This window comes from Streptomyces sp. NPDC002643 (assembly GCF_053592555.1).
In genome coordinates, this window is sequence record NZ_JBSFVY010000061.1 from 14,264 (window position 1) to 35,108 (window position 20,845).

A 20,845-nucleotide genomic window follows, 5' to 3' on the forward strand; every position below is an offset into this window, starting at 1 on the left:
GTCATCGGTCCGCGCGCTCTGAACGAGGTGGTCCCACAAGGGGGGCGACTGCACGTGGGTTGCGACGCCACGAACTCGGACGTGTACGCGGCCCGTTACCCAACCTGTACTTCCCGGCGGGCGCTGCCCCCCCCGTGACCGAGAATGGCACCGTGACCGGGTCGACGGCCGACCTCGGATTCACCGACGCCGACGACCGGCCGAACGTCTTACCCCACACCCCGGCCCAAAGGCGAGCGTGGCTGCGAGGCTGTGCCGGGCGCACTTTTGTGATGGCAGTGACGGGCCGACCCTACGAGGGCCTGGCCCGACCCGTGATCAAGGTAAGGGGCCGTTGACACACATCCGCGCGAAAAGGGGGGGGCGAAGCCACCGGCTTATCGCCGGTCGCCCGCCGGAAGACGGGCAGTACCCACCGCCTGATCTGCGACGGGAAGGGCACCACGTTCAGGGTCATCACCACTGCGGCCAACGTCAACGACGTCACCCAGACCTTGGCCCTGGCCCTGTTGGACGGCATTCCGCCCGTCGCCGGTAAGCCGGGCCGGCCGTCCAGACAGGTGCCCGATGCACTTCTGGGCGACAAGGGCGCCGACTCCGGTGACGTGGCACGTATCGACAGAAAATTGCGCACTGGATGACAAGTGTGCGGAGAAATGGCCTGGCATCATATTTCGGAGTAGACGCGAGTTGGTCTTTCAAATAGCCGCGACCGGACTGGCAAATGGCCGGGCCGGTGAGTGAGTTGCGCGATCTGGACCGGTCCGGCTTTTGCACTGTTGTGGTGTTCTGCGGGGCATTTTGATTCTGTCGTTCTACCATTTCCGGGAGATGCCTTATGGCCGCTCAACGTAGCGTGGATATCGCCGTCGTAGGGAACGGTGTACGCGGGCTGTCGATCGCTGTCGAAATCGTACGCCGGGCTCCGGAGACCAAAATTGACGAGTGGCCCGCGTGGCTGGACAGACTCTGCGACGACGTCGCGGACGACGCCGCGGCGCCGCGCACCTCGCGAACAGGGGGCACGTTCGTGCTGCTCAGCGGCAGGTCGGGGAACATCGCCGAGGACAACTTCCAGGCCATGCGCACAGCGCTCATCAAGTACAACGAGCCCCACGAGCAGGCCGACCCCCAGGACATCGAGGAGTTGCGGGTATGAACGCGACTCCGTTCACCCCGCACGATGCGGGTCACGTGGCCGATCCCGACGACGCTCTCGAAGCCGCGCGCCGCGAGTGCCCCGTTAGCCAAGTCAGTGATGTCCTGTTTGTCGTGACCTCTGATGCGGATGTCCGTGCGGTGTTCGGGGATAGTGCGGCTTTTTCGAACAGGGGGAACTTCACGATTGGCCACGAAGACCGGAATCATCTAATTCCTGGTATTACAAACCTCGACCCGCCGGCGCACACGGAACTGCGGTCGAGGCTTCTTCGGAGCATGGCTCCCAAGAAGCTGCGATCGCTCGGTCCGCACGTCGCCCGAGTCATAGCGAGGGCGCTGGACGGGCTGCCGTCCTCCGGCGAAGTGGAACTCCACAAGGACTACATATCGCACATCCCGTCGGCCGTGACGTACTCCATGATCGGCCTTCCCGAGGAGTACTGGTCCGAGGTCGAGGTCCTGGCGGACGCACTGGTCGAGGCGGTCCCTGCGCCCGAGACGGCTATGCCGGAATACGACAGACTGATAGAACTCATGAGTCAGGTGGTGCGCGATCGGCGCGAACATCCCGAGCACCGCCGGGACGACGTCCTTGACAATCTATGTTTCGCTGCTCCGGGCGAGCGCGAGATGGAGGACCTTGAGGTCGTCATGCATTTGAGGCAGCTCTTCGCGGCTGCGACGGACACAACCCGTGCGTTGATTGCGAATTGCATCTACCGACTCTTGGAGCATGGTGACTGGGCGCGCGTCGTTGCCGACCGATCGCTACTCAAAGGCGCAATCGAAGAGTCTCTACGGTTCGACTCGCCGGCGCAGTTCATGACGCGATCCGTAGTACGCGACACCGTCGTCGGCGATTGTCCTGTGGCCGCGGGTCACAAGGCTTACCTCAGCATCCAATCAGCCAATCACGACGAGGCTGCCTGGGGATCGACAGCTCGTCAGTTCGATATCACCCGACAGGTTTCCGCGCAACATATTGCCTTTGGACGCGGTATTCACAGTTGCCTCGGGGCACCGCTGGCCCGCATGGAGGCGTATATGGCGATCGACACCCTCATGGATCATTATCCGCGTATGGCTGCCGGCCGCCGAGCGACGTGGGAGAAGTGCGACGGGCTGCTTCTGAGGCGCCCGAGGGAAGTATGGGCCCAACTTGTGGGGGAAATGCCCGCAGTGACCGGCACCAACGCTGGGCAGGTGGCCGAATGAAGCGGGTCGTACTGGACCGTGTCAAATGCGAAGGACACGGCATGTGCGAAGTTGCGGCACCGGCTTACTTCGAGCTTGATGATGAAGGTGAGCTGGCGGTACTGGGGCCGCAGGTCAGCACTGATGATGAATCGCGGGTCCAGGAAGCGGTTCGAAGTTGCCCGGTCGCTGCTCTGCGACTCGAAGCATGAGACCGAGGGGGGGATTGATCGTCGGCGCTTCCGTCGCCGGCGTCAGGTGTGCTCGTGCACTGCGCGATGAGGGGTATGACGGGCGAGTACGACTCCCTGATACGGAAGCCGCGCTACCAGGTGGTCCGGACAGCGTCCGCCTTGTGCTCATTTGACGACTGGGTGATCGGGCGCCTAGTCCAGTCCGATCCTCCAGCTGCGGGTAGTAGCTGAACTGTTCCAACCGCTGGACTGGGCGGTCGAGTTGGTTGGACGTGGTAGTTCCGTCGGCCCGGAGGATCGTGACGTCCACCCACTCGCTGGTGCCGAGCACGTGATGACGACCTTGTCGACGACCGCGCGAACGATCTCCTCGCGGTCCGCTGCCGTGGCGCTGTGCGCACCCCACAAACCCTAAATGTCGACGGCGAGCGCCGTGATGCAACTCCCGCTCGGCCGAAGTGAGGATGTGCGTGCCGTTGTGGGTGAAGCGTTCGTAGTCCTCGCGGAACCGCTGCTGGACGGCCAGTGCGTCTCCCACTCCTTCTCCAGATGGCGTACGACCAGGCGGTTCTCCGGTTCGGCGAGGTGATGGCCGCGGCGGACCCGGTCGGCGTCCCGCGCGGCGCACTCCAACCGCTGCGACCACAGTCGTTCCCGCTCGGCCCGCTCGGCCCGCTCGCCCAGGACCTGGCGGGCCGCGCGCAGGCACACCTCGACAGCGGCGGGCGTCAGTCCCACGAGGGCCTGCTGCTCCGATGAAGGCGTCCACGCAGGCGGAGTTGAGCAGATGACAGCTCCTCTGCGCGCCGTAGCAGTGCACCAGCCCGGCCGCGAGCGCGGGGCCGCCCCGCGCCGTGCCCATGGCTTCGGCGACGGCACGGTTGCAGCCAGCTTCGCCTCGTTCGCCTCGAACTGGGCCACGGTGATGTAGGCGGGCAGGACATTCGGGATCATCACATGCCATCCGTCCAGGGAGCAGACGACCCGACCGGTGTTCGGCTGGGCCGGTCCTGGCGGCGCGGGTCGACCCGGCGCCGCCCGTAGGCATGGATACCGGCATAGGCGGGTTTGCGCAGCAGGGTCCGCAGCGTCATCCGGTTCGGCCTTCGCCATTCCAGGGTGCCCTTGTCCGGCCGCCCCTCCCGCAGGCGGATGCCCAACTGGATGTCATGGTCGACGAGACAGCGCAGCACACCGTGCAACGTGCCGAGCCGGTCGAACTGCGCGAAGACCAGGCGGATCACGGTCTGGACCTGCTCGTCCGGGTCCAGGGCCACCCTCCCCGACGGGCGGCGGACGTAGCCGCTCGGCAGGGGGGAAGGCCGGCTCGCCGCGACGGGCGCACCGCACCCGACAGGGCGCACAGCTCGATCAGTTGATACCCGTGTCCTTGCCGAAGCGGGCCGGACGGGACATCTCGATCCCCAGCACGAGACCGACGTGGTCCAGCCCGATCTGGGTGACCAGACGCTGGAAGCCGGTGCGGGCAACCGCAGTCGACCCCGACTTACCCAGGCCCTCGTCGATCACCAGGACCCGGTCCGCCTGCCGGCCCAGAGTGACCGCCCGGTCCACCAGGGCGTACTGCGACCGGGTCGACTCCTGGTGGTCGACGAGCTGCTGGCGGCTGGACTGGCACAGGATTTCGTCACCAGTCGATCAGCGCGATCGCGGCGCGCAGGGGAATAGTTGATGCCGCGAAGTTCAGCCGCATGTTCCGCCCGAGCCTTTTGCGCGTCACCCGGGGAGCACCGGGCTACCGTGCTGGCCCCCTCGACGACCGGAACCACCACCGACTCCGGTGACGTGGCACGTACCGACAGAAAATTGCGCACTGAATGACAAGTGTACGGGGAAATAGCCTGGCATCATATTTCGGAGTAGACGCGAGTTGGTCTTTCAAATAGCCGCGACCGGACTGGCAAGTGGCCGGGCCGGTGAGTGAGTTGCGCGATCTGGACCGGTCCGACGCTTGCACTGTTGCGGTGTTCTGCGGGGCATTTTGATTCTGTCGTTCTACCATTTCCGGGAGATGCCTTATGGCTGCTCAACGTAGCGTGGATATCGCCGTCGTAGGGAACGGCGTACTCGGACTGTCGATCGCTGTCGAAATCGCACGCCGGGCTCCGGAGACCAAAATTGCGGTAATCGGTCCTCCGGGACGGACCCTCTCAGCATCCATGGCGGCCGGCGCAATGCTGAATTGCTTCGCCGAAGTGACAAAATACACGCATCAACATCCCGCTGCCGAAGCCAAATTCGCCCTCGCACGCCAAGCGCTCGACGAGTGGCCCGCGTGGCTGGACAGACTCTGCGACGACGTCGCAGACGACGCCCCGGCGCTCCGCACCTCGCGAACCGGGGGCACGTTCGTGCTGCTCAGCGGCAGGTCGGGGCACATCGCCCACGACAACTTCCAGGCCATGCGCACAGCGCTCATCAAGTACAACGAGCCCCACGAGCAGGCCGACCCCCAGGACATCGAGGGCCTGGACCCCAGCCCCGACGCACGCCCCTCTCACGCCGTGCACCTGCCCCGCGAAGGCGCCATCGACGCACGGGCCGTCGTCGCCGCACTGGAGACAGCAGCACGCCGTCACGGCGTCCACATTCTTCCCGCCACGGTGCAGGCACTCCTGGCCGGCACGGACACAGTCACCGGCGTGCGGTTCGCCGACGGCAGCACGCTCAGCGCCGACACCGTCGTCCTCGCGGCGGGAAGTGCAAGCAGCGCTCTCGCAGACAGCGTCCTGCCTCCCGGCGAGACCCCACCCATGCTGCACGGCAACGGTCTGGCGCTGCTCACCCGGCGCACCGCCCCCCACAGCGCCCGCGAGGTACTGCGCACACCCATTCGCGCCGGATCATGCGGCCTCCACCTCGTGCCCCTGGCCGGAGAAGGCAGGCAGTACCTCGGCGCCAACAACATGGTCACCCTCCATCCGGCACACGGGCCCGGGATCGGCGACGGCCATGCGTTCCTGCGCCAGCTATGCGAGCATCTCGACCAGAAGATCGCGTCTTCGCAGGTCACCCAATGGCTGCACGGAGCGCGCCCGATGTCCCTGGACTGCTTCCCCCTGATCGGTGAGAGCAGCCTCCGCGGGCTCCACTTCGCCACCGGAACCTATCGGGACGGCTTCCACTGCTCACCGGTCATTGCCCGCCACGTCGCCGACACCGTCCTGAACCAGGCCACCACCAGTCCAAACTTCGACTGGTTCACCCCGAAACGCCCGCCGATCCAGACAATGACCGTCGAGGAAGCCATCGCGGAATTCGCATCCCATGAAGTGGATGCCGCCTACGAATACGGCCTGACCCTCCCCTTCTGGCTCGACAGCGAAACGGTCGCTCAGCACTCGAAGCAGCGGGCTCGGCGAGTTCACGAAGAGTTGGACGAGCTCGTTGCTCTGCCTCCGGACAACCTCATGGCTCTCCAGGGCCTTACCGCCTCGGACGGCCTGGCCGACTTGCGCCTTTACCTACATGCAGCGCGCGCTTACCACCAGAAACCCACAAAAGCTACGGCGGTGTAGTCCCTCCTCATAAAAGGGGCCTTCGAACCCGATGGGGGTGCGGGCGCCCCGGACGCGATATGCCCGTGACTTCCGGGGCTGGAGAGGGTGAGTGTGATCAAGGTCAAGGACGACAGGTCGGGCGGTTCGATGGTGTACGTCGTCCCAAGCGAGGACTCGGCGGCCGGGACCTGCCCCTCGTACGGGGTCGCCACCCGGCTGAAGGACTACGACGCCACTTCGCCCCGGCACCTGCCCCGCGGCGGTCGCCCGGTGAGTATCCGGTGGCGCAAGGCGCGCAGGTACTGCACCGATCCCGCCTGCGAACGCGGCTCGTTCACCGAAGCGTGCTGCCGGCCTGCGGGGATCGACGAGACCCGGCGCGGCAAGCCGGTGCGGAAACAGGACCTGGCCACGCGTCGCCATCGACCTGCGCTCCACTTTCCGCGCCGGCCGTCCACCGGGCCCTGCCGCACGCGGCCGTGTCGTCGACTGCTTCCCCATCGTCCAGCTCGGCCATCGTCCGGCTAAACCGCCTCATCAAGCTCGCAGCGCGTAACGCCCTCGGCTTCCGGAACCGCGTCAATCAGCGGCTCCGGTCACACTGTGCAACCACCCGGCGGAGCCGACGGCAGGCGTGCCCCCCACTAAATTCCAGACCCCGTAAAGGTATCGGACCCAGTGCGAGAATGCATTCAGCCCTTGGGATTGCCAGGCCCTTCAGGACGTCGCCCTGAAGACTCTGGACTCATCAACCTTCGATTCAATGAGAACCCTTTCGGCGGACAGTATCGCCGCTACCCCGAGCACTCACCAGATTTCCTTGCTCCCTTGTATCTGAACGCACTGGAAATTCTCGATCCGACCTCCTTTCCACAGACGGGCGACCCCACTGCCGAAGGCAACGGACATCATCCCTCAGAAGCGGATGCGGTGATCACTCGGGGTGCCACGGAAGCGCTCGATCTCGTACTGCGGGCACTTTTTGAACCAGGGAAGGATGCCGTGGCGGTCACTTGGCCGAGCTTTGGCTTCTTCGAGCGACTCGCAACACTGCACAACGTTGCACAATATCGTGTGGGACTCGGAGGGGCGCGGTACGACCGATTGGACATCGATCGCTTGGTGTCGCTTCCGGTAAAAGGGATTTTCCTTTGCGACCCCAACAACCCAACCAGTACCTGTCTGGACGCCGACGACCTGGACTGCTTGCTGGATCGCTTTGACGGGTTCGTCATCATCGATGAGACCTATTCCGAGTTCACCGCTCGACCTTCACACCGGCACAAGCTGGACTCCCACCCCAGCCTGATCTCGGTGCGGTCGATGTCAAAGGCCTTGGGCATGGCAAATCTGCGGCTCGGAGCGTTGCTCGGAGCACCTGCCATCCTTGACGCAGTACGTAAGGTTCGACTTCCATTCCCCATCCCGAGCCTAGTCGCCGAGGCTGCCACAGCGGAATTGGCCAACCCTGCACAACTCGCGTCCAGGATCGCTTCCTGCGTGGCAGAACGCGACCGGTTGGCGAAAAACCTCATGGACTGTCCTGAGGTGCTCGACGTCTTTGCAGACGCCGGATTCATTTCCATTCGGATCGCCGACCAAGACACCGTGACGGCGAGACTGCAAGACGCCCATATCGCCGTGGCACCCGAGCCAGAAGGCTGGCACAACCATCTGCGGATCTCCATCGGTTCCCCGTCCGAGAACGCGCAGTTGCTTGCCGCTCTCCAACCGAACGCTCAACGCGCCACTCCCTGATTTCCCTCTGTGCCATTCGCATTCACAGGAAGGTGAACACACGTGAGCGAAGAACTCGCCATCGGTGAACAGCAGTTGGACACCGCGGTCCTGACCGTCTCACGCAACGACATCCGACAGATCTCCTCCGTCATCGTCGAGGGCAACACCCACCAGCTCGGAGAGCAGCGGGACTTCCGGCGGAACGACCTTCTGGCCAACTTTCTCCCAGAAACCGGCCGCCTCTCGGTCTCCTGGGTACGCCTGGCCGACGGTGAGCAACTGGACGTCCACCAACATCCGATCAAGTCGATGATCATCGTCTGCAAGGGCTCGGTCCGACTCCTCGGGGACAGGGAGCAAGAGCTGACCGAGGGCGACACCGTCGCCGTTCTCCCGGGCGCCCGGCACGGCTTCGTGACCAGGCCGGGTGAAGAGTTCTGCGGACTCTCGGTGCAGTTCGAGGGACGCGGGCTCTACGAGAACGAACACGCGGCACGAGTCGAGTTCAACGGGGACTCCACGCCACTGGCCAAGCTGGAGGAGTACAACGCCGAGCGGCTGCGCAAATTCAGCGATCACCACTTCTTCGAGCTGTTCGACGGCGGCCATGTCGGGCGAGACCGCAGGATGCGCGACCGCTTCGTATCCGCTCTCTACGTCTGGTCCGTGTACTTCCAGCGCATGCTCTACGCGCGGCAGGCGGCCTGCGCCGATCCACTGTTGCGTGAGGTGTACGCGGGCCATCTGCGAGAGGAGTTCGGACACGACCTCCTGCTCAAGGAAAGTCACGGCGTCAGCGAAACGGTTTACGACCCCATTCTGGAAGCCGTCGGCAACTGGTTCGTGATGCAGATGTACGGATCGGACGAGGCGTCGAAGATCGTCATCGTTCACATGGCCGTCGAGACGTGCTGCCAGCTGTTCGGCGAACGCACCGGCGTGGCCTTCACCGAGGAAAACACAGACGGCACCTCCTACTTCGATCTGCATTTCGAAGTGGACGAGGATCACCGGGAATTGGGCCGTGACTACCTCAGGGGACTGTCTGCCGCGCAGTTCCCGCGGCTCATGCAGGTCTGCACCCAGGCATGGGACCAGATCGATCTGCTCTTCGAGCGCATCTCCGCCCATATGGTGCACTGACGGGACGACGCGGGAAAGGAGGGCCAATGCGGCACACGCACACGGGCGGGGGACTGTTTCCGCACCCGGAGAACCGGGACATGTTCACCAAACTGCTGCGGCAAGTCATCGACGACTACTACCGGTGGCACGCGCAGTGTGCGGAAGCTGCCGCACCGGCTCTCATCGACCCCACGCACGAGACCGTAGCGCATCGCACCGCGGGGCCGGCGCAGGAGATGGATACCGTCGTAGGCCTGGTACGCGAGTTGTCCGGGCGACTCGCGCACCAGGCGACGCCCTTCCCCTCGCCGTTGTATCTGGCCCACATGACGCCGGACATCCCCGTAGCGGCAAGCCTCGCTTACCTCTGCGCGATGCTCTACAACCCCAACAACGTCACACCGGAGACCGCTCCGGTGACCACCGAGCTGGAACACGAGGTCTCCGAAGACCTCTGCCGCCTGATCGGCTACCAGCCTGCCACCGGGTGGGCGCACCTGTCATCGGGAGGCAGCACGGCCAACTTCGAAGCCATGTGGATCGCCCGCAACCTGCGCAGCGTGCCCTCCGCGGCCGCGGCCCACCCCGGCGCAGTCGACCTCGTCTCCGATCGCTCCCCATTGGTGCTCGCCAACATGCCGGTGCCCCAAGTGCTGGATCTCGTCGAGGCCCTGTCCGCGCGCGGGCTTCTCCCCGAGGTGGGGCGGCTGGCCGCCGAGCAGCGGCGGGCGGCGCACACATCAGGCACGCTGCTGCTCGCCCGCAGCGCGCACTACACGTGGGACAAGTGCGCCGACCTGCTCGGGCTGGGCCCCGCCGATGTGGAGGAGATGGAACTGACGCCGACGCACAGGGTGGATGTGCAGGCACTTGGCAGGCGAGTCCGCGCCCTGCTGGCGAACGGGCGGCCGATCCTGGCCGTGGTGGCGATGTGCGGCAGCAGCGGAGAAGGCGCAGTCGACGACCTCGACGCCATCCTGCGGTTGCGGGCCGATTGCGAGCGGCGTTTCGGCGCATCGTTCTACGTCCATGTCGATGCCGCCTTCGGCGGTTACTGCCGCAGCCTATGGCTGCAACCCGACGGCACGATGGCTCCTTTCGAGGACCGACCGTTGGACGGGAACGGCGCCCTCATGAAACCAGAGGTCCACGCCGCTTTCCGTGCGCTGCCCCTCGCCGACTCGGTCACTGTGGACCCTCACAAGAGCGGCCACAGCCCCTATCCGGCAGGCGGCTTGGTGTTCCGCGACAGACGAGCCCTCTCCCTCGTGGCCCGGGAGTCGATGTACTTCGGTCACGGGAACGGCAGTCGTATCCCTTTCGGTCCCTACACGCTCGAAGGGGGTCGCCCTGGAGCGGCGGCTGCCGCCGTATGGGCTGCGCACCGACAGATTGGGCTGCATTCCCAGGGCTACGGCCGATTGCTGGGCGGCTGCATCGCAACGGCTCAGAGACTGCACAAGCGGTTCTCCGTGGCTCGGCGGACAGAGCCGACCGCAAGCCGTGACGTGGGTTCCGAGGTCATCAGCTGCTTCGCCCCGGACCTGAGCATCCTCAATCTGTCCATCGGACCGCGGGAAGGCGAATGCGGGCGCGTCCCCAGAGGCGCCCTCGGACGCCTGGCACTCGACTCGATCCTTGCCGAGGCCGCCAGTGAACCGCTGACCAGCCTCTACGTGTCTGGAAACACCCTCACCGGCCGAACACTGCCCGGAGGGGTGGAGCAGGTGCTGCGGTTGTGCACGATGAAAGAGCTCGGGCCGGCGGCCTTGGACGTCGTTGAGCGACAGCTGCGGGCTGCGGTTTCCCGGTCCATGGCCAAGGTGGGCACTGATGGCGCCGCCGCCCAACCGGTCTCCGTTCCCGCTGCTCAACCTGGGGTTGACCTGTTCTGACGAACAGGGTCGTTGAGCGTGGTCAGGCCACGTGAGGCGTGATTGTTGCGTAGCAGGCCGGGCTGAGGTAGCCGAGGCTGGAGCGCAGTCGGTGGGTGTTGTAGAGGCGTCAGGCCAACCGAACATCGGTCCGAAGCCCACGGCCTCCGGACCGCCTATCGGCGCAATGTGAGGGAGGTCAAGACGCACATTCTCTCGGATTTTCGATGCAGTCGGCTCCTGGCCGTATACACATTCCTCCAGCCAAGGAGTGGAAGTGACCGCCGCACACACTGACAGCAGTGACAGGCCGTCAGAAGTCAGCTGGGACCCGCAGTTGTACCTGCGTTTCCCGGAACACCGGATGCGCCCGGCGCTGGAGCTGCTGAACCGCGTTTCGTTCGACGCGCCTCCCGCGGTCGTGTATGACCTCGGGTGCGGCCCAGGGACGCTCACGCGTGTGTTGACCGAACGCTTCTCCGACGCAGAGGTTCACGGCGTCGACAGTTCCCCGGAGATGTTGCGGACCGCGGCCGAGGCAGCGCCCGCGGCACATCTGCACCGGGTGGAGATCAGCTCTTGGCGCCCACAGCGCCCTCCCGACCTGGTGTTTGCCAATTCGCTGTTCCACTTGGTCCCCAACCACGCCGACATCCTGCTGCGCATGGTCCGCGACCTGGCTCCCCGTGGCGTACTGGCGGCGCAGATGCCGGTGTTCCATCACACGCCGTGGTTCCGGCTGATGACGGAAACGCTGGAGGACGGTGGGCCGGGCGGTACGCCGCTGGGCGCCCCCGGTCTGCGTCGGTCGCTGTGCCACCGGCACACGTTGGACGCGGTGGGCTACTACGACCTGCTGGCCGGCCCGAACGCGGAAGTGGACATCTGGAGCACTGAGTATCTCCACATCCTGGACGGTCCCGATCCGGTGTGGGCCTGGGTCGAGGCCGCTGGGCTGCGGCCCGTCATCGACGGGCTGACCTCTGCCGAGTTCGGTGCGTTCCGTAGGGCCTACCTGGAACGGCTGCGCGAGGCTTACCCGTCCCTGCCGGACGGTCGCACTCTCTTTCCGTTCCAGCGGCTCTTCCTTGTCGTTCACCGCCGCTGAGCCTCGATCCACAGGATGAACAAGGGCTCAAGCCCACGACCGAAGTTCACCAAACGAGACACGCCCCCCACCGAGGCCATCACTCCAAACCCCAGCGCAGCCACGCCGACAAAGCCTACGACCGCGCCGACCCCCGCAGACGGCTGCGCTGGAAGCGCAGCGGAGTACGCATCACCCGCAAAGGCAGCGAGTCCAGTGAATGATCAGGGCGCCGCCGCTGGGTGAGCGAACGGACCATGCCGTGGCTGTCCGGCTAACGCCGACTCAGTCCCCGCTACGAGCGAAATCCACGCAACTACCTGGCCTTTCTCGGGCTCGCCGCAGCCGTCTGCTGCTACAGGCCACTGATCCGCCTCACCACGCAGGACATCGGATCACCTACCGCCCTCTCAGGCCAACCCGTCGAAGTGGGGCGTCTCACCAAAGGCTGACCGAGAGGGGTTCTTCGGCACACCAAATGCCGCCAGTTCTGTCTCTCCTCACAAGACAAGGTCATGACATGAGTGACGAAACCGCTTTCAAGCCGACGGAGGCAGTTTCTGGGGTCGGCACCCTCCAAGAGGCGAGCCCCCAGCTCCAAGGGCGCATGGGTGTCATTGAGGTCGCCTTCACCGTCCTGGCCTTCGCGGCTCCCCTGGCCAGTGTTGTGGGCGTGATACCGCTGGTCATCGGCTCCGCCGGCGCAGGAGCGCCGCTCGCCTTCGTCGCGGCGACCCTGGTGCTGGTGGTCTTCTCCGTCGGCTACACCACGATGAGCCGGTACCTCCCCAACCCCGGGGCGTTCTACGCCTATATCACCGCCGGTCTGGGCCGGGCGGTCGGGATGGCCGCGAGTCTCCTCGCTGTCCTCGGGTATTTCATGATCGGCGTGGGCGCCTCCCTCTTCTTCGGGATCGTCGCCAACGACATGGTCGTCAACTCGTTCGGCGGCCCATCGTCGCCCTGGTGGTCATACTCGCTGGCTCTCGTCGTGGTCGTCGGGATCTTCGGATACTTCCGGATCGACCTGTCCGCCAAGGTGCTGTCGCTGGCGATGGTGCTGGAGATCGTGGTGGTCCTGATCTTCGACCTGGCTGTCGCCATCCAAGGAGGGCCGGAGGGGCGCTCGCTCACCCCGTTCGCCTTTGGCTCCTTCAGGCCAGGAGCGGTGGGGGTCGCCATGCTCTTCGCCGTGATCACCTTCATAGGCTTCGAGGCCACGGCGATCTTCCGTGAGGAGACCAAGGACCCGCGGCGGACGATCCCTCGGGCGACCTATCTGGCCGTGCTCTCCATGGGTGTCTTCTACATCGTCGTCACATGGCTGCTCGTGGTCGCCTACGGCACGGCGCATGCCACGCAGGTGGCCACCTCCAACCCACCGGGCATGTTCTCGGACGCCATGGGGCGGATCGTAGGAACGTGGGCAGGAGATGTGATCTCGGTGCTGGTGGTGACCTCTGTGTTCGCAGGGGTGCTTTCGTGTCAGAACATCATCGCCCGATACGGGTACTCCTTGGGCACCGACCGGACGTTGCCGTCGCCCCTCGGCCGAGTGCACCCGCGTCACGGGTCGCCATACATGAGTTCCCTCATGGTGAGCGCCATCTTCGTCATCGCTGTACTCGCGTTCACCGGCAGTGACCCGGCGACGGCGTATGCCTGGCTGGCCGGGGCCGGTGGCTTCCCCATCCTCGTGCTCATGTTCCTGACCAGCCTGGCCGTTCTCGTGTTCTTCCACCGGTCGCGCGGGAAGATCGATGACTCGACGCGTTGGCACACCGTGATCGCCCCCGCGCTGGCCACAGTTGCCCTGGGAGTGGCGCTCTACTTGGCCTTCACCAATTTCGTCCTCCTGACCGGAGGTAACCACGGGACGGCAGTCGCCTTGCAGGTGACCGTCTGGGTGGTCTTCCTCGCCGGGCTCGTCCTCGCCCTGGTGTTCCGGACGCGGCGTCCGGACGTGTATGCGCGGATCGGCCGACAGTCGATCACCTGATCCGGCACGCAGGTGCGCAGGGCCACACCGCACCCGCTACTGCAACAAGAAAGGCTGACATGCCGCTCAACGATTCTCTGCCCATCGACCCAGAGGTCCTCACTGCGCTCCGCACCTGTCCGGAAAACATGCGGGCCACAGACATCGATGACGTGCGCCGCCGTCTCCAACTTGAAGGGCTTGCGGTCGCTCACACAGCCACTTCAGTACGGCCCTGGCTCGGCGACAGGCCACGGGCTGCGAGCGAATCGGCACCTGACCGTAGGCTTCGGGAGTATCGGGCCATCACACGGGGCAAGGTCACCATCGGGTCCTACCGCGTGTCCGCGTCGAGGGCGGCGGTCGTTCGGTGGTCTCCCGGGCCCGGGCTGTGCCGCTGGTGGAGACGGCCCGCAAGACCGGGCCGGATCAGCTCCTGCTGAGCGTAGGGCTCGCCGCGGCCCGGGAACGCCGGTTCCAACACCGCCGCCGACCACATCGAGGCCGCGAAGCTCTCAGGTACGGTTTTTGATTCACAACAAGTTTACTTGCCACGGGGTAACCATATGCAGACGATAGGATGGGATAACTTTTCCATTCGGTTGAATTCGTTCGCGCGAGCCCGGAAGATGGCCGAAAATCATCTTCATACTATTGGCTGCATTCCGAAATAATAACTTCCTTGAAAGTTGGGCAATGTTTGAAAGCGAGAAAAGCAGGCTGAGCCTGTATATTGGGCGGTGGTTCCCCTGTGGTAAATCCCGAGAAATTTCCCTTCCTTGCCGGCGAGCATCCTTACGGCAGTTGTTTACGCATGCCGAAATCGCACATGGAGATGAAGTCCATCAGTGCGGATGGACTTGAAGTGGCGACCGTAGAATGTGGACCGGCCGCCATCGTGTTCGAGAATGGCTCTAGCGATTCCATCACGCCGCCGCAATGCGTCATCTTTTGCATGCTGTCGGGCATCGCATTCACGGTCCACGAGGGACATTGTGTGGAGATCGATGCGGGCACTCTGATTGTCGCCGATGGCAGTGCCAACTTCTCATTTCACGCGCCGGCCGTCTCGCGACTGCTCGTCCTTCGCTTCGCGGGGGAGATGATGGACGGAATGTCGACCGCACGCCGGGGGGCCTTCCGCGTGGTACAGAGGCACGAGAAGTCACAGGCGGGATCGCTGCTATTTCCCCTTCTCAGGGCTCTGGCCACGGAAATTTGGAATGTCGACGGTGAACTCGGCCCCGGCCTGGAGCGAATCGTTTGCTTTCTCCGAATGCCCATGGCGAGAATCGCGTACGCCGAGATGGGTGACTGCTATCCGGCCGGCGGCGTTCCCCTCTTGACCGATGTGAAGGAATCCATCGAAAGGCAGCTCGGCCGTTTCGGGGTCAATCCGGCAACACTTGCGACCGAGCACCACATATCAGTGCGGCAGCTGCACCGGCTGTTCGAGCCTACCGGCGAGAGCGTCATGCAGTACATCAAACGCCGACGTCTGGAGGGTTTCGCGCACGACCTTGTCGACCCAGATCTGCGGCACCGGAAAATAAGTGAACTGGCCGCCGCCTGGGGCATGCCGGACGCTGCGATGCTCAGCAAGAATTTCCGGTCCGCCTACGGTGTGTCACCTCGGGAATATCGTAAAATACACTGCCCCGCATGAGCTGGTGACGGTCGGAACCTAGGAGGTCAGGGGAACTGCGCCGCCTCGGTGGACTCCGTCAGTACCACCGTGTTGCCGCCCGGATTCACCACGGTGCTTGCCAGATCGAAATAGCTGGTGCCGACGTCGTACTGGTGGCGCATCGCGGTGCAGCCCTCGGCCTCGGCGGCGAACTCCAGTTCCTGCAGTGCGACATGGGCCGTCATGCCGTGCTCCGCGCAGTCGCGGGCGAGCGTGAACATCGAGCGGTTGAGTGCGTGGAATCCGGCAAGGGTGATGAACGGGAACTTGTACCCCATCTGCCCGAGTTCCCGCGGGAACCGCGCTGTCGTGTCCGCGCGGCCTGGAGAGTACGTATGTCCTGCCCCGTCGTAACGAGGCCTCGCCTCCCAGGTGCCCGCACTTCTTCTCCGAGACGAGTTGGTCTTCCCAGCGCACGGCGGCCGCGCCGGCGACGATCATTGCCTTCATCAGCTTGAAGGCAATGAGCACCCCGCCGAGACCTGCCCCAGCGTCAGCGACGACCAGTACCAGCCAGTGCGGTGCTTCGGGATCGTCCTCGGCCCAGCTGATCCGGTCCGCCCGCAGGAGCGCGTTGTTGACGCGTCGCACCCTCTGGGGAGCCGAGTTGACCGGGTACAGACTCTGGTCGCGACAGGTCTGGCCGAAGAGATTCACGTCCGCCGCGACTTGCCGGCCGGACAGGCAGACGGCCTGCAATCCGGACCGCACTTGCCGCACCGCCTGACTTCCGGTCATGGCGCCCAGGGCGTGGACATGGTCTTCATGCCGTAGGAGTTCCCACAAACGATGTGCGCCGGCGCGCGCCAGGGCGCGCCCCTCCATGACGCTGCCCCGCAGCTGGATCACATCAGTGGCCGAATAATCCCTCCGGACATCGCCCCGTTGCCGATACGCGTCCATCTGTCGTCCCACTGCTGAGGAGGTCGCTCCTCCCGGTGCTTGTAGCGGGCCTGCCGGCACGGCCAGGATGCTCCGGGATGTCGTTGTCATGGAGGAAGTCCGCGAACACGTGGGCGGCGCGGCGGATGTCGCGTTCGTCGTACGTCCACTTCGACTTGTTCTTGTGGCAGCGGGGTTTCACATCACCCGTCCCACACTCGTACGTGTGGGCGGTTTGCCGTACGGCCGTCCGAAGATGCGCCTACTCGCTGTCGTTGGGGCCGTGGCCGAACCCCCGGAGTATGGGATCGAGTTCGGCCGCCCCACCACATGGGGAACATGGTCGGATACCCGGATACTCCGCCGCGTCCAGGGCGTTCTCCAGGGTGGGCTGCGGCGCCCCGACAGGTCCTTCCTCGCAGTCACGGCGTGGATGACGCCCCGGCCGGGACCATGGCCGTCGGTCAGCTTCCGCGGGACCCATCCGGAAGCCGGCGCGGCCCCAGGATCTCGCGGACCGTCGACGGCTTCTCCAGGCGCTCGGTGGGGTCCTCCTCGTACGAGGTGCCTTTGACCGGCCTCACATGGGCGGGCGCTTGCGCCCACACCGTGTACCAGGCGGGCACCATCTGATCGTCCTGAACCATCCAGGCCGGGACCGAGACCTTGCGCAGCCAGCCCTCCGGCGTCTGCTGGCGCTCGCGGAGACGACCGGTGAGCTCCTGGCCGTCCGGGAGGACCACGGTGATGGGCGGCGGCTCGGGCCGGCTGTCCGCCACGGCTACGCGGGCGCCTGGCTCTCGCCGTCCTCGTTGCCGTCCTCGCACGAACTCGGCAGGATTCGGTCTGGGACCGCACCCGCGCCACAACCGGCTCCGATCACACTTGCGCGAGCACTAGTGCTGCTCCGCGGAAGTTCGTGGAGGGGTGTTGGTCATGCGGCCTTGAGTGGGGTGCCTTCGTAGGTCCATCGGTAGGGCTTGGCGGTCTCATTGTGCCCGATGACGTATGCCTCCAGCTTCTCGATCAGGTCGTCGCGGCCGGCGAAGTCGCCGTGCCGCAGGACCCGGCGGGTCAGGGCGGAGAAGAACAACTCGAACTGGTTGAGCCAGGATGCGTGCGGCGGGGTCCAGCGCACATGCCAGCGCGGGTGCGCGGCCAGCCACGCCTTGGTGTGCTTGGCGGCGTGGGAGGAGCCGTTGTCAAGCACGACATGGATCTCCTTGCCGGGAGCAATCGCCCGGTCGAGCTGGTCCAGGAAGGCGGTGAAGGTCGCCGCGTTGTTGCGGGCGATCACCTCAGTGAGGACCTCACCGGTGCGCACGTCGAGAGCGGCAACGAGGGAGGCGGTGCCGTAACGCCGGTACTCGAACTCCTGGCGGGCCGCTTCACCGGGGCGTGCGGGACGACCGGGATGGCGGCGTGAACGGACGGCGATCGCGGTCTTCTCGTCGATGGAGAGCACCACCGCTCCCTCCGGCGGATCAAGGTAGAGCGCGCACACCTCGGACGCTCGCTGCCAGAAGTCTGGGGTGTCGCGGCGGGTGAGCCAGCCACGGACCTTGTGCGGCTTCAGGTCCAGACCGGCCAGGTTCCGGCCGACCTGGGAGGCGGAGACCGATACGAAGCAGGCGCCGGCCACGTGCTGGGCGACGGCCCGGTGCGACCAGGTCGCCTCCGGATGCGGCGGCATGCTGGTGGCTGTGGCCACGATCGCCACGCGGACCTCGGGCCCGTAGATCTTCGGCCGCCCCGACCGTTCAGCGTCCCGCAAGCCGTCCGGGCCCAATGCGGCGAACCGCCCGCGCCACTTGCGCACCGTGTTCACGCTGACCTCCAGCTCCCTGGCGATCGCGCCATTGGCGAGCCCGTCCGCAGCCGCGAGGACGATCCGGGCTCGCAGCACCGCGCGCACCTCGGACTTTGCCGAGGCCACCGTCCGCACCGGCCGCTCGCGGACCCGCGAATCGATCGCCACCTCCACCGCTGTCCCTGCCTGTCGCCCACCCTCCACGGCCAACGATCATGGCGGGCCGCCGCCGCGCCCGGCAGGATGGGCCCGTGCCGAAGAACCCCCCGGAATCGATGCAGCATCACCTGCGCCAGCGTCTGAACCGCCACGCCCGCGCATGCTGGCCCCACGTGGACGCCATCACGGTCCGTTTCCGCGCAGGATTCGCCTACGTGGCAGCCGAGTTGCCCGGCGAAAAGAGCCTGCCGCTGTGCCGACTGCGCTTCACCGGCGTGCTGCACACCTGGGGCTTCGCCCTCTATCTGGCCAGCAACGACAGCTACCGGGACAACATCCTGCCCAGCGGACTGCCGGCCGGCTCCCCGGAGGAAGCCCTCGGCTGCGCAGGCAACCTCTACCTCAAGGCTCTCGCGCCGGCCATCCGGGTTCCGGCAGGACTCGTCGTCCTCGTCGGCCCACCAGCCTCGGGCAAGACCAGCTTCGTTCGGGCACTGGTCGCGCGCCGGCAGATCGACGCGGAAGCCGTGGTATCCAGCGACGAGATCCGCGCGGAGCTTTTCGGCACCACACCCGCGGAAGCGGAATCCGACGCGGCGGACGCACGGATCTTCGAGGAACGTGACCGCAGGATCGTCGCCAGGCTCGCCACCGGACACAGCGCAGTCGCCGAGTCAACAAACGTCACGCCGCAGGCACGCGCACGACTTATCGCCATCGCCAGGCGCTTCAACGCCCCGGAACCATGCTGCGATTCAATCCGGACGTCACCGACCTCCTCCAGCAGTACACCGAGCGAGGCCGCACCGACCTCACCGCCGCGGACGTCCGTGCCTACGCCGCCATCATGACCCGGGACGCCAGTGCCGACCAGCTCCGCTCCGAGGGCGCAACCACCGTCCACGATGTCCCCGGACGCCGCCAAGCAACCACGCCCGCCGAAGCCGCCGCGCACTTCTCCTTCGCCTGACACAACCGACGTGTCCAGACCTGCCTTCCACCCCCCTCCACGAACTTCCGCCGAGCAGCACTAGCCCGCGATCCTTGAGGCGTTCGTAGCCAAGCACGATGGGCTGCTGTTCCGGGAGGCCTGCAGCATCATGTCGATCGCGCCCACGCTGGCCGAGGCCGCCCGACTGACCCGGGGACGACTGAGGGCCGCCGTCACCAGAACCGGACGCCGACGCCGTATCGACGCCGTGACCGACCGTCTGCTCCAAATGTTCCGCTAGAGCCGGCCTCGTCAACCCGCCCTGGTCGAGAAGGCAATGGGACGGGAGACACTCGCCCTCCTTGCCCAGCTCGACGCAGCTTGCCAGGCATGCGACGACCTCGCATCCGACGCAGAAGAGCTGTTCCTGCAGCATTGCGATGCCGAGATCATCACGAGCTTCCCTGGCCTGGCCACACTCACTGGCGCACGGATTCTCGCCGAGATCGGCGACGACCGCGCCGGGTTCACCCTCGCGAGCAATCTGAAGGCCTATGCCGGAAGCGGACCTGTGACCCGCCAGTACGGCAAGAGCCGCCACGTCGCCCACCGCCGGATCAAGAACAACCGACTGGCAGCGACCGGCCGACCGGCGGTGAGCACGAGGCGGGTGTCGGTGTCGGTGACGATCTGGTGGTTGGTCGAGTGCCGGTGGTCTTCGACTGCTCGGTGACCGCGTGATCTCGTGTGGGCACCAGGGTTCCGTCCACGGTCAGCATGGTGTCTCTGCGGAACCGCTTGCGGGGCTGCAGCGTTGGCAATGGTCTGAGGTGGTCGATGATGCGACCGGCTGCGGTCTTTGAGACCCTGAAGGGTGGGGGCAGTTGGCGCAGCGTCAGGTTTGTGTGCCAGTACGCTGCCGCCAAAAGGATCAGTCCTTCAGCGGAAGGCTCCAGGGCCGATCCTCGCGCACCTGTTCCGCGCCCGCCTGTGGCAGCGCGGTGGTCGGCTTGCCGAACTGACGCGGACTCAGCCCGGAGAGCGGGGCTGTCCAGGACGGCTCCGACGCCGTGATCACATCAGCCACGGCAAGATCATCTCATCTGTGACCAGCAGTACCGGGCACTGCTTTACAGAGTATTCCTTACTGAGACCGGCGAGCTGGCCTTTGGACGTCTTGGGACAGGGCGCTGACTCCCAGGTCCGTGCGCATCGCTTCGCGCAGGTTGAACAGGGAGGACCTCGTCGCCTCCCGCAGACGATCGTGTGCCGCTTCCAGCGTTTCGCCGGGCTCTTCCTGCCCGCGCTCGATCCGGCGGACCATCTCGTAGATCTCCCACAGGACGCCGTTGGCCTGTCGATCTTCTATGTAGTTACGACGTGAGAGCGCTGCTGACCTGCTGTGCTTAGAGTTCAGAGATGATGTTGTGATCTTGACTGGTATGGCATCTGAACTGCTGTGGTTCATCAGGTGCGTTGCTGGATGGCAGGCTGACTGGGCA

Annotated in this window: 19 protein-coding genes and 5 pseudogenes; 16 read left to right on the forward strand and 8 right to left on the reverse strand. The window is 65.5% G+C overall.

The features are described from left to right. The first annotated feature begins 838 nt into the window (after nucleotides 1–838). The 3 genes from ACWD4G_RS44270 to ACWD4G_RS44280 are packed head-to-tail and all read left to right on the forward strand — an operon-like array spanning nucleotide 839 to nucleotide 2,567. The gene (locus tag ACWD4G_RS44270; protein WP_451304176.1) at nucleotides 839–1,159 is read left to right on the forward strand and encodes a hypothetical protein; all 321 of its coding nucleotides are present in this window, start codon (nucleotides 839–841) and stop codon (nucleotides 1,157–1,159) included. Further along, nucleotides 1,156–2,376: a cytochrome P450 gene (locus tag ACWD4G_RS44275; protein ID WP_451304178.1), complete on the forward strand. Its 1,221-nt coding sequence runs from the start codon at nucleotides 1,156–1,158 to the stop codon at nucleotides 2,374–2,376. The genes ACWD4G_RS44270 and ACWD4G_RS44275 overlap by 4 nt, the downstream gene beginning before the upstream one ends. Beyond that, on the forward strand, nucleotides 2,373–2,567 hold the full coding sequence (locus tag ACWD4G_RS44280; RefSeq protein ID WP_451304180.1) for a ferredoxin: 195 nt from the start codon (nucleotides 2,373–2,375) through the stop codon (nucleotides 2,565–2,567). The genes ACWD4G_RS44275 and ACWD4G_RS44280 overlap by 4 nt, the downstream gene beginning before the upstream one ends. 393 nt (nucleotides 2,568–2,960) lie before the next feature. Here ACWD4G_RS44280 and ACWD4G_RS44285 read toward each other — a convergent pair whose 3' ends face one another. Then, nucleotides 2,961–3,287, reverse strand: coding sequence for a hypothetical protein (locus ACWD4G_RS44285; protein ID WP_451304182.1), 327 nt, complete (start codon nucleotides 3,285–3,287; stop codon nucleotides 2,961–2,963). A gap of 49 nt (nucleotides 3,288–3,336) precedes the next feature. Between ACWD4G_RS44285 and ACWD4G_RS44290 the strand changes: the two genes are divergently transcribed. After that, a complete protein-coding gene (locus ACWD4G_RS44290) occupies nucleotides 3,337–3,480 on the forward strand; it encodes a hypothetical protein (protein WP_451304184.1) in 144 nt (47 codons plus the stop codon). A gap of 22 nt (nucleotides 3,481–3,502) precedes the next feature. On the opposite strand, the gene ACWD4G_RS44295 is transcribed toward ACWD4G_RS44290, so the two are convergent. Both ACWD4G_RS44295 and ACWD4G_RS44300 read right to left on the reverse strand, forming a co-directional pair. Further along, nucleotides 3,503–3,913, reverse strand: coding sequence for a hypothetical protein (locus ACWD4G_RS44295; RefSeq protein ID WP_451304186.1), 411 nt, complete (start codon nucleotides 3,911–3,913; stop codon nucleotides 3,503–3,505). 7 nt (nucleotides 3,914–3,920) lie between these two features. After that, nucleotides 3,921–4,124 (reverse strand): hypothetical protein, encoded by a 204-nt coding sequence (locus tag ACWD4G_RS44300; protein WP_451304188.1) that lies wholly within the window; start codon nucleotides 4,122–4,124, stop codon nucleotides 3,921–3,923. Nucleotides 4,125–4,588: 464 nt separating this feature from the next. On the opposite strand from ACWD4G_RS44300, the gene ACWD4G_RS44305 reads away from it, so the two are divergent. The 8 genes and pseudogenes from ACWD4G_RS44305 (at nucleotide 4,589) to ACWD4G_RS44340 (ending at nucleotide 15,540) form a co-directional block, all read left to right on the forward strand. Continuing rightward, complete coding sequence (locus ACWD4G_RS44305) at nucleotides 4,589–6,088, forward strand: NAD(P)/FAD-dependent oxidoreductase (protein WP_451304190.1); 1,500 nt, start codon at nucleotides 4,589–4,591, stop codon at nucleotides 6,086–6,088. 810 nt (nucleotides 6,089–6,898) lie between these two features. Further along, a complete protein-coding gene (locus ACWD4G_RS44310) occupies nucleotides 6,899–7,828 on the forward strand; it encodes an aminotransferase class I/II-fold pyridoxal phosphate-dependent enzyme (protein ID WP_451304192.1) in 930 nt (309 codons plus the stop codon). A 42-nt stretch (nucleotides 7,829–7,870) separates the two neighbouring features. Continuing rightward, nucleotides 7,871–8,953 (forward strand): cupin domain-containing protein, encoded by a 1,083-nt coding sequence (locus ACWD4G_RS44315; protein WP_451304194.1) that lies wholly within the window; start codon nucleotides 7,871–7,873, stop codon nucleotides 8,951–8,953. 26 nt (nucleotides 8,954–8,979) lie between these two features. Further along, nucleotides 8,980–10,830 carry a pyridoxal phosphate-dependent decarboxylase family protein gene (locus ACWD4G_RS44320; RefSeq protein WP_451304196.1) on the forward strand — a complete coding sequence of 617 codons (1,851 nt, stop codon included), beginning with the start codon at nucleotides 8,980–8,982 and terminating at the stop codon, nucleotides 10,828–10,830. 256 nt (nucleotides 10,831–11,086) lie between these two features. Next, nucleotides 11,087–11,917, forward strand: a complete 831-nt coding sequence (locus ACWD4G_RS44325; RefSeq protein WP_451304198.1) for a methyltransferase domain-containing protein — start codon at nucleotides 11,087–11,089, stop codon at nucleotides 11,915–11,917. Nucleotides 11,918–11,931: 14 nt separating this feature from the next. Further along, nucleotides 11,932–12,279 (forward strand): annotated as a pseudogene (locus ACWD4G_RS44330) (IS5/IS1182 family transposase); the annotation flags it as partial. 137 nt (nucleotides 12,280–12,416) lie between these two features. Continuing rightward, nucleotides 12,417–13,895, forward strand: a complete 1,479-nt coding sequence (locus tag ACWD4G_RS44335) for an APC family permease (RefSeq protein ID WP_451304200.1) — start codon at nucleotides 12,417–12,419, stop codon at nucleotides 13,893–13,895. Between the two features lie 808 nt (nucleotides 13,896–14,703). Then, nucleotides 14,704–15,540, forward strand: a complete 837-nt coding sequence (locus tag ACWD4G_RS44340; protein WP_451304202.1) for a helix-turn-helix domain-containing protein — start codon at nucleotides 14,704–14,706, stop codon at nucleotides 15,538–15,540. Nucleotides 15,541–15,566: 26 nt separating this feature from the next. On the opposite strand, the pseudogene ACWD4G_RS44345 reads toward ACWD4G_RS44340, so the two are convergent. The 3 genes and pseudogenes from ACWD4G_RS44345 to ACWD4G_RS44355 all read right to left on the reverse strand — a co-directional run bounded on the left by ACWD4G_RS44345 (nucleotide 15,567) and on the right by ACWD4G_RS44355 (nucleotide 18,421). Continuing rightward, nucleotides 15,567–16,464 (reverse strand): annotated as a pseudogene (locus ACWD4G_RS44345) (hypothetical protein). 443 nt (nucleotides 16,465–16,907) lie between these two features. Then, nucleotides 16,908–17,222, reverse strand: a complete 315-nt coding sequence (locus ACWD4G_RS44350) for a hypothetical protein (RefSeq protein WP_451304204.1) — start codon at nucleotides 17,220–17,222, stop codon at nucleotides 16,908–16,910. Nucleotides 17,223–17,377: 155 nt separating this feature from the next. Continuing rightward, nucleotides 17,378–18,421 carry an IS630 family transposase gene (locus tag ACWD4G_RS44355; RefSeq protein ID WP_451304206.1) on the reverse strand — a complete coding sequence of 348 codons (1,044 nt, stop codon included), beginning with the start codon at nucleotides 18,419–18,421 and terminating at the stop codon, nucleotides 17,378–17,380. Nucleotides 18,422–18,504: 83 nt separating this feature from the next. Here ACWD4G_RS44355 and ACWD4G_RS44360 point away from each other — a divergent pair, with 83 nt between their 5' ends. From ACWD4G_RS44360 to ACWD4G_RS44375, 4 genes and pseudogenes are all read left to right on the forward strand, one after another. Then, complete coding sequence (locus ACWD4G_RS44360; RefSeq protein ID WP_451304208.1) at nucleotides 18,505–19,263, forward strand: AAA family ATPase; 759 nt, start codon at nucleotides 18,505–18,507, stop codon at nucleotides 19,261–19,263. Beyond that, a complete protein-coding gene (locus ACWD4G_RS44365; protein ID WP_451304210.1) occupies nucleotides 19,260–19,382 on the forward strand; it encodes a hypothetical protein in 123 nt (40 codons plus the stop codon). Before ACWD4G_RS44360 ends, ACWD4G_RS44365 begins: the two co-directional genes overlap by 4 nt. A gap of 130 nt (nucleotides 19,383–19,512) precedes the next feature. After that, entirely contained in the window at nucleotides 19,513–19,644 is a 132-nt protein-coding gene (locus ACWD4G_RS44370) for a hypothetical protein (protein WP_451304212.1), read from the forward strand. Between the two features lie 36 nt (nucleotides 19,645–19,680). Further along, nucleotides 19,681–19,911: pseudogene (locus tag ACWD4G_RS44375) on the forward strand (transposase); the annotation flags it as partial. A gap of 59 nt (nucleotides 19,912–19,970) precedes the next feature. Here the strand turns inward: ACWD4G_RS44375 and ACWD4G_RS44380 are convergent. Beyond that, nucleotides 19,971–20,430, reverse strand: a pseudogene (locus ACWD4G_RS44380) (helix-turn-helix domain-containing protein); the annotation flags it as partial. Between the two features lie 57 nt (nucleotides 20,431–20,487). Then, nucleotides 20,488–20,845, reverse strand: a pseudogene (locus ACWD4G_RS44385) (hypothetical protein); the annotation flags it as partial.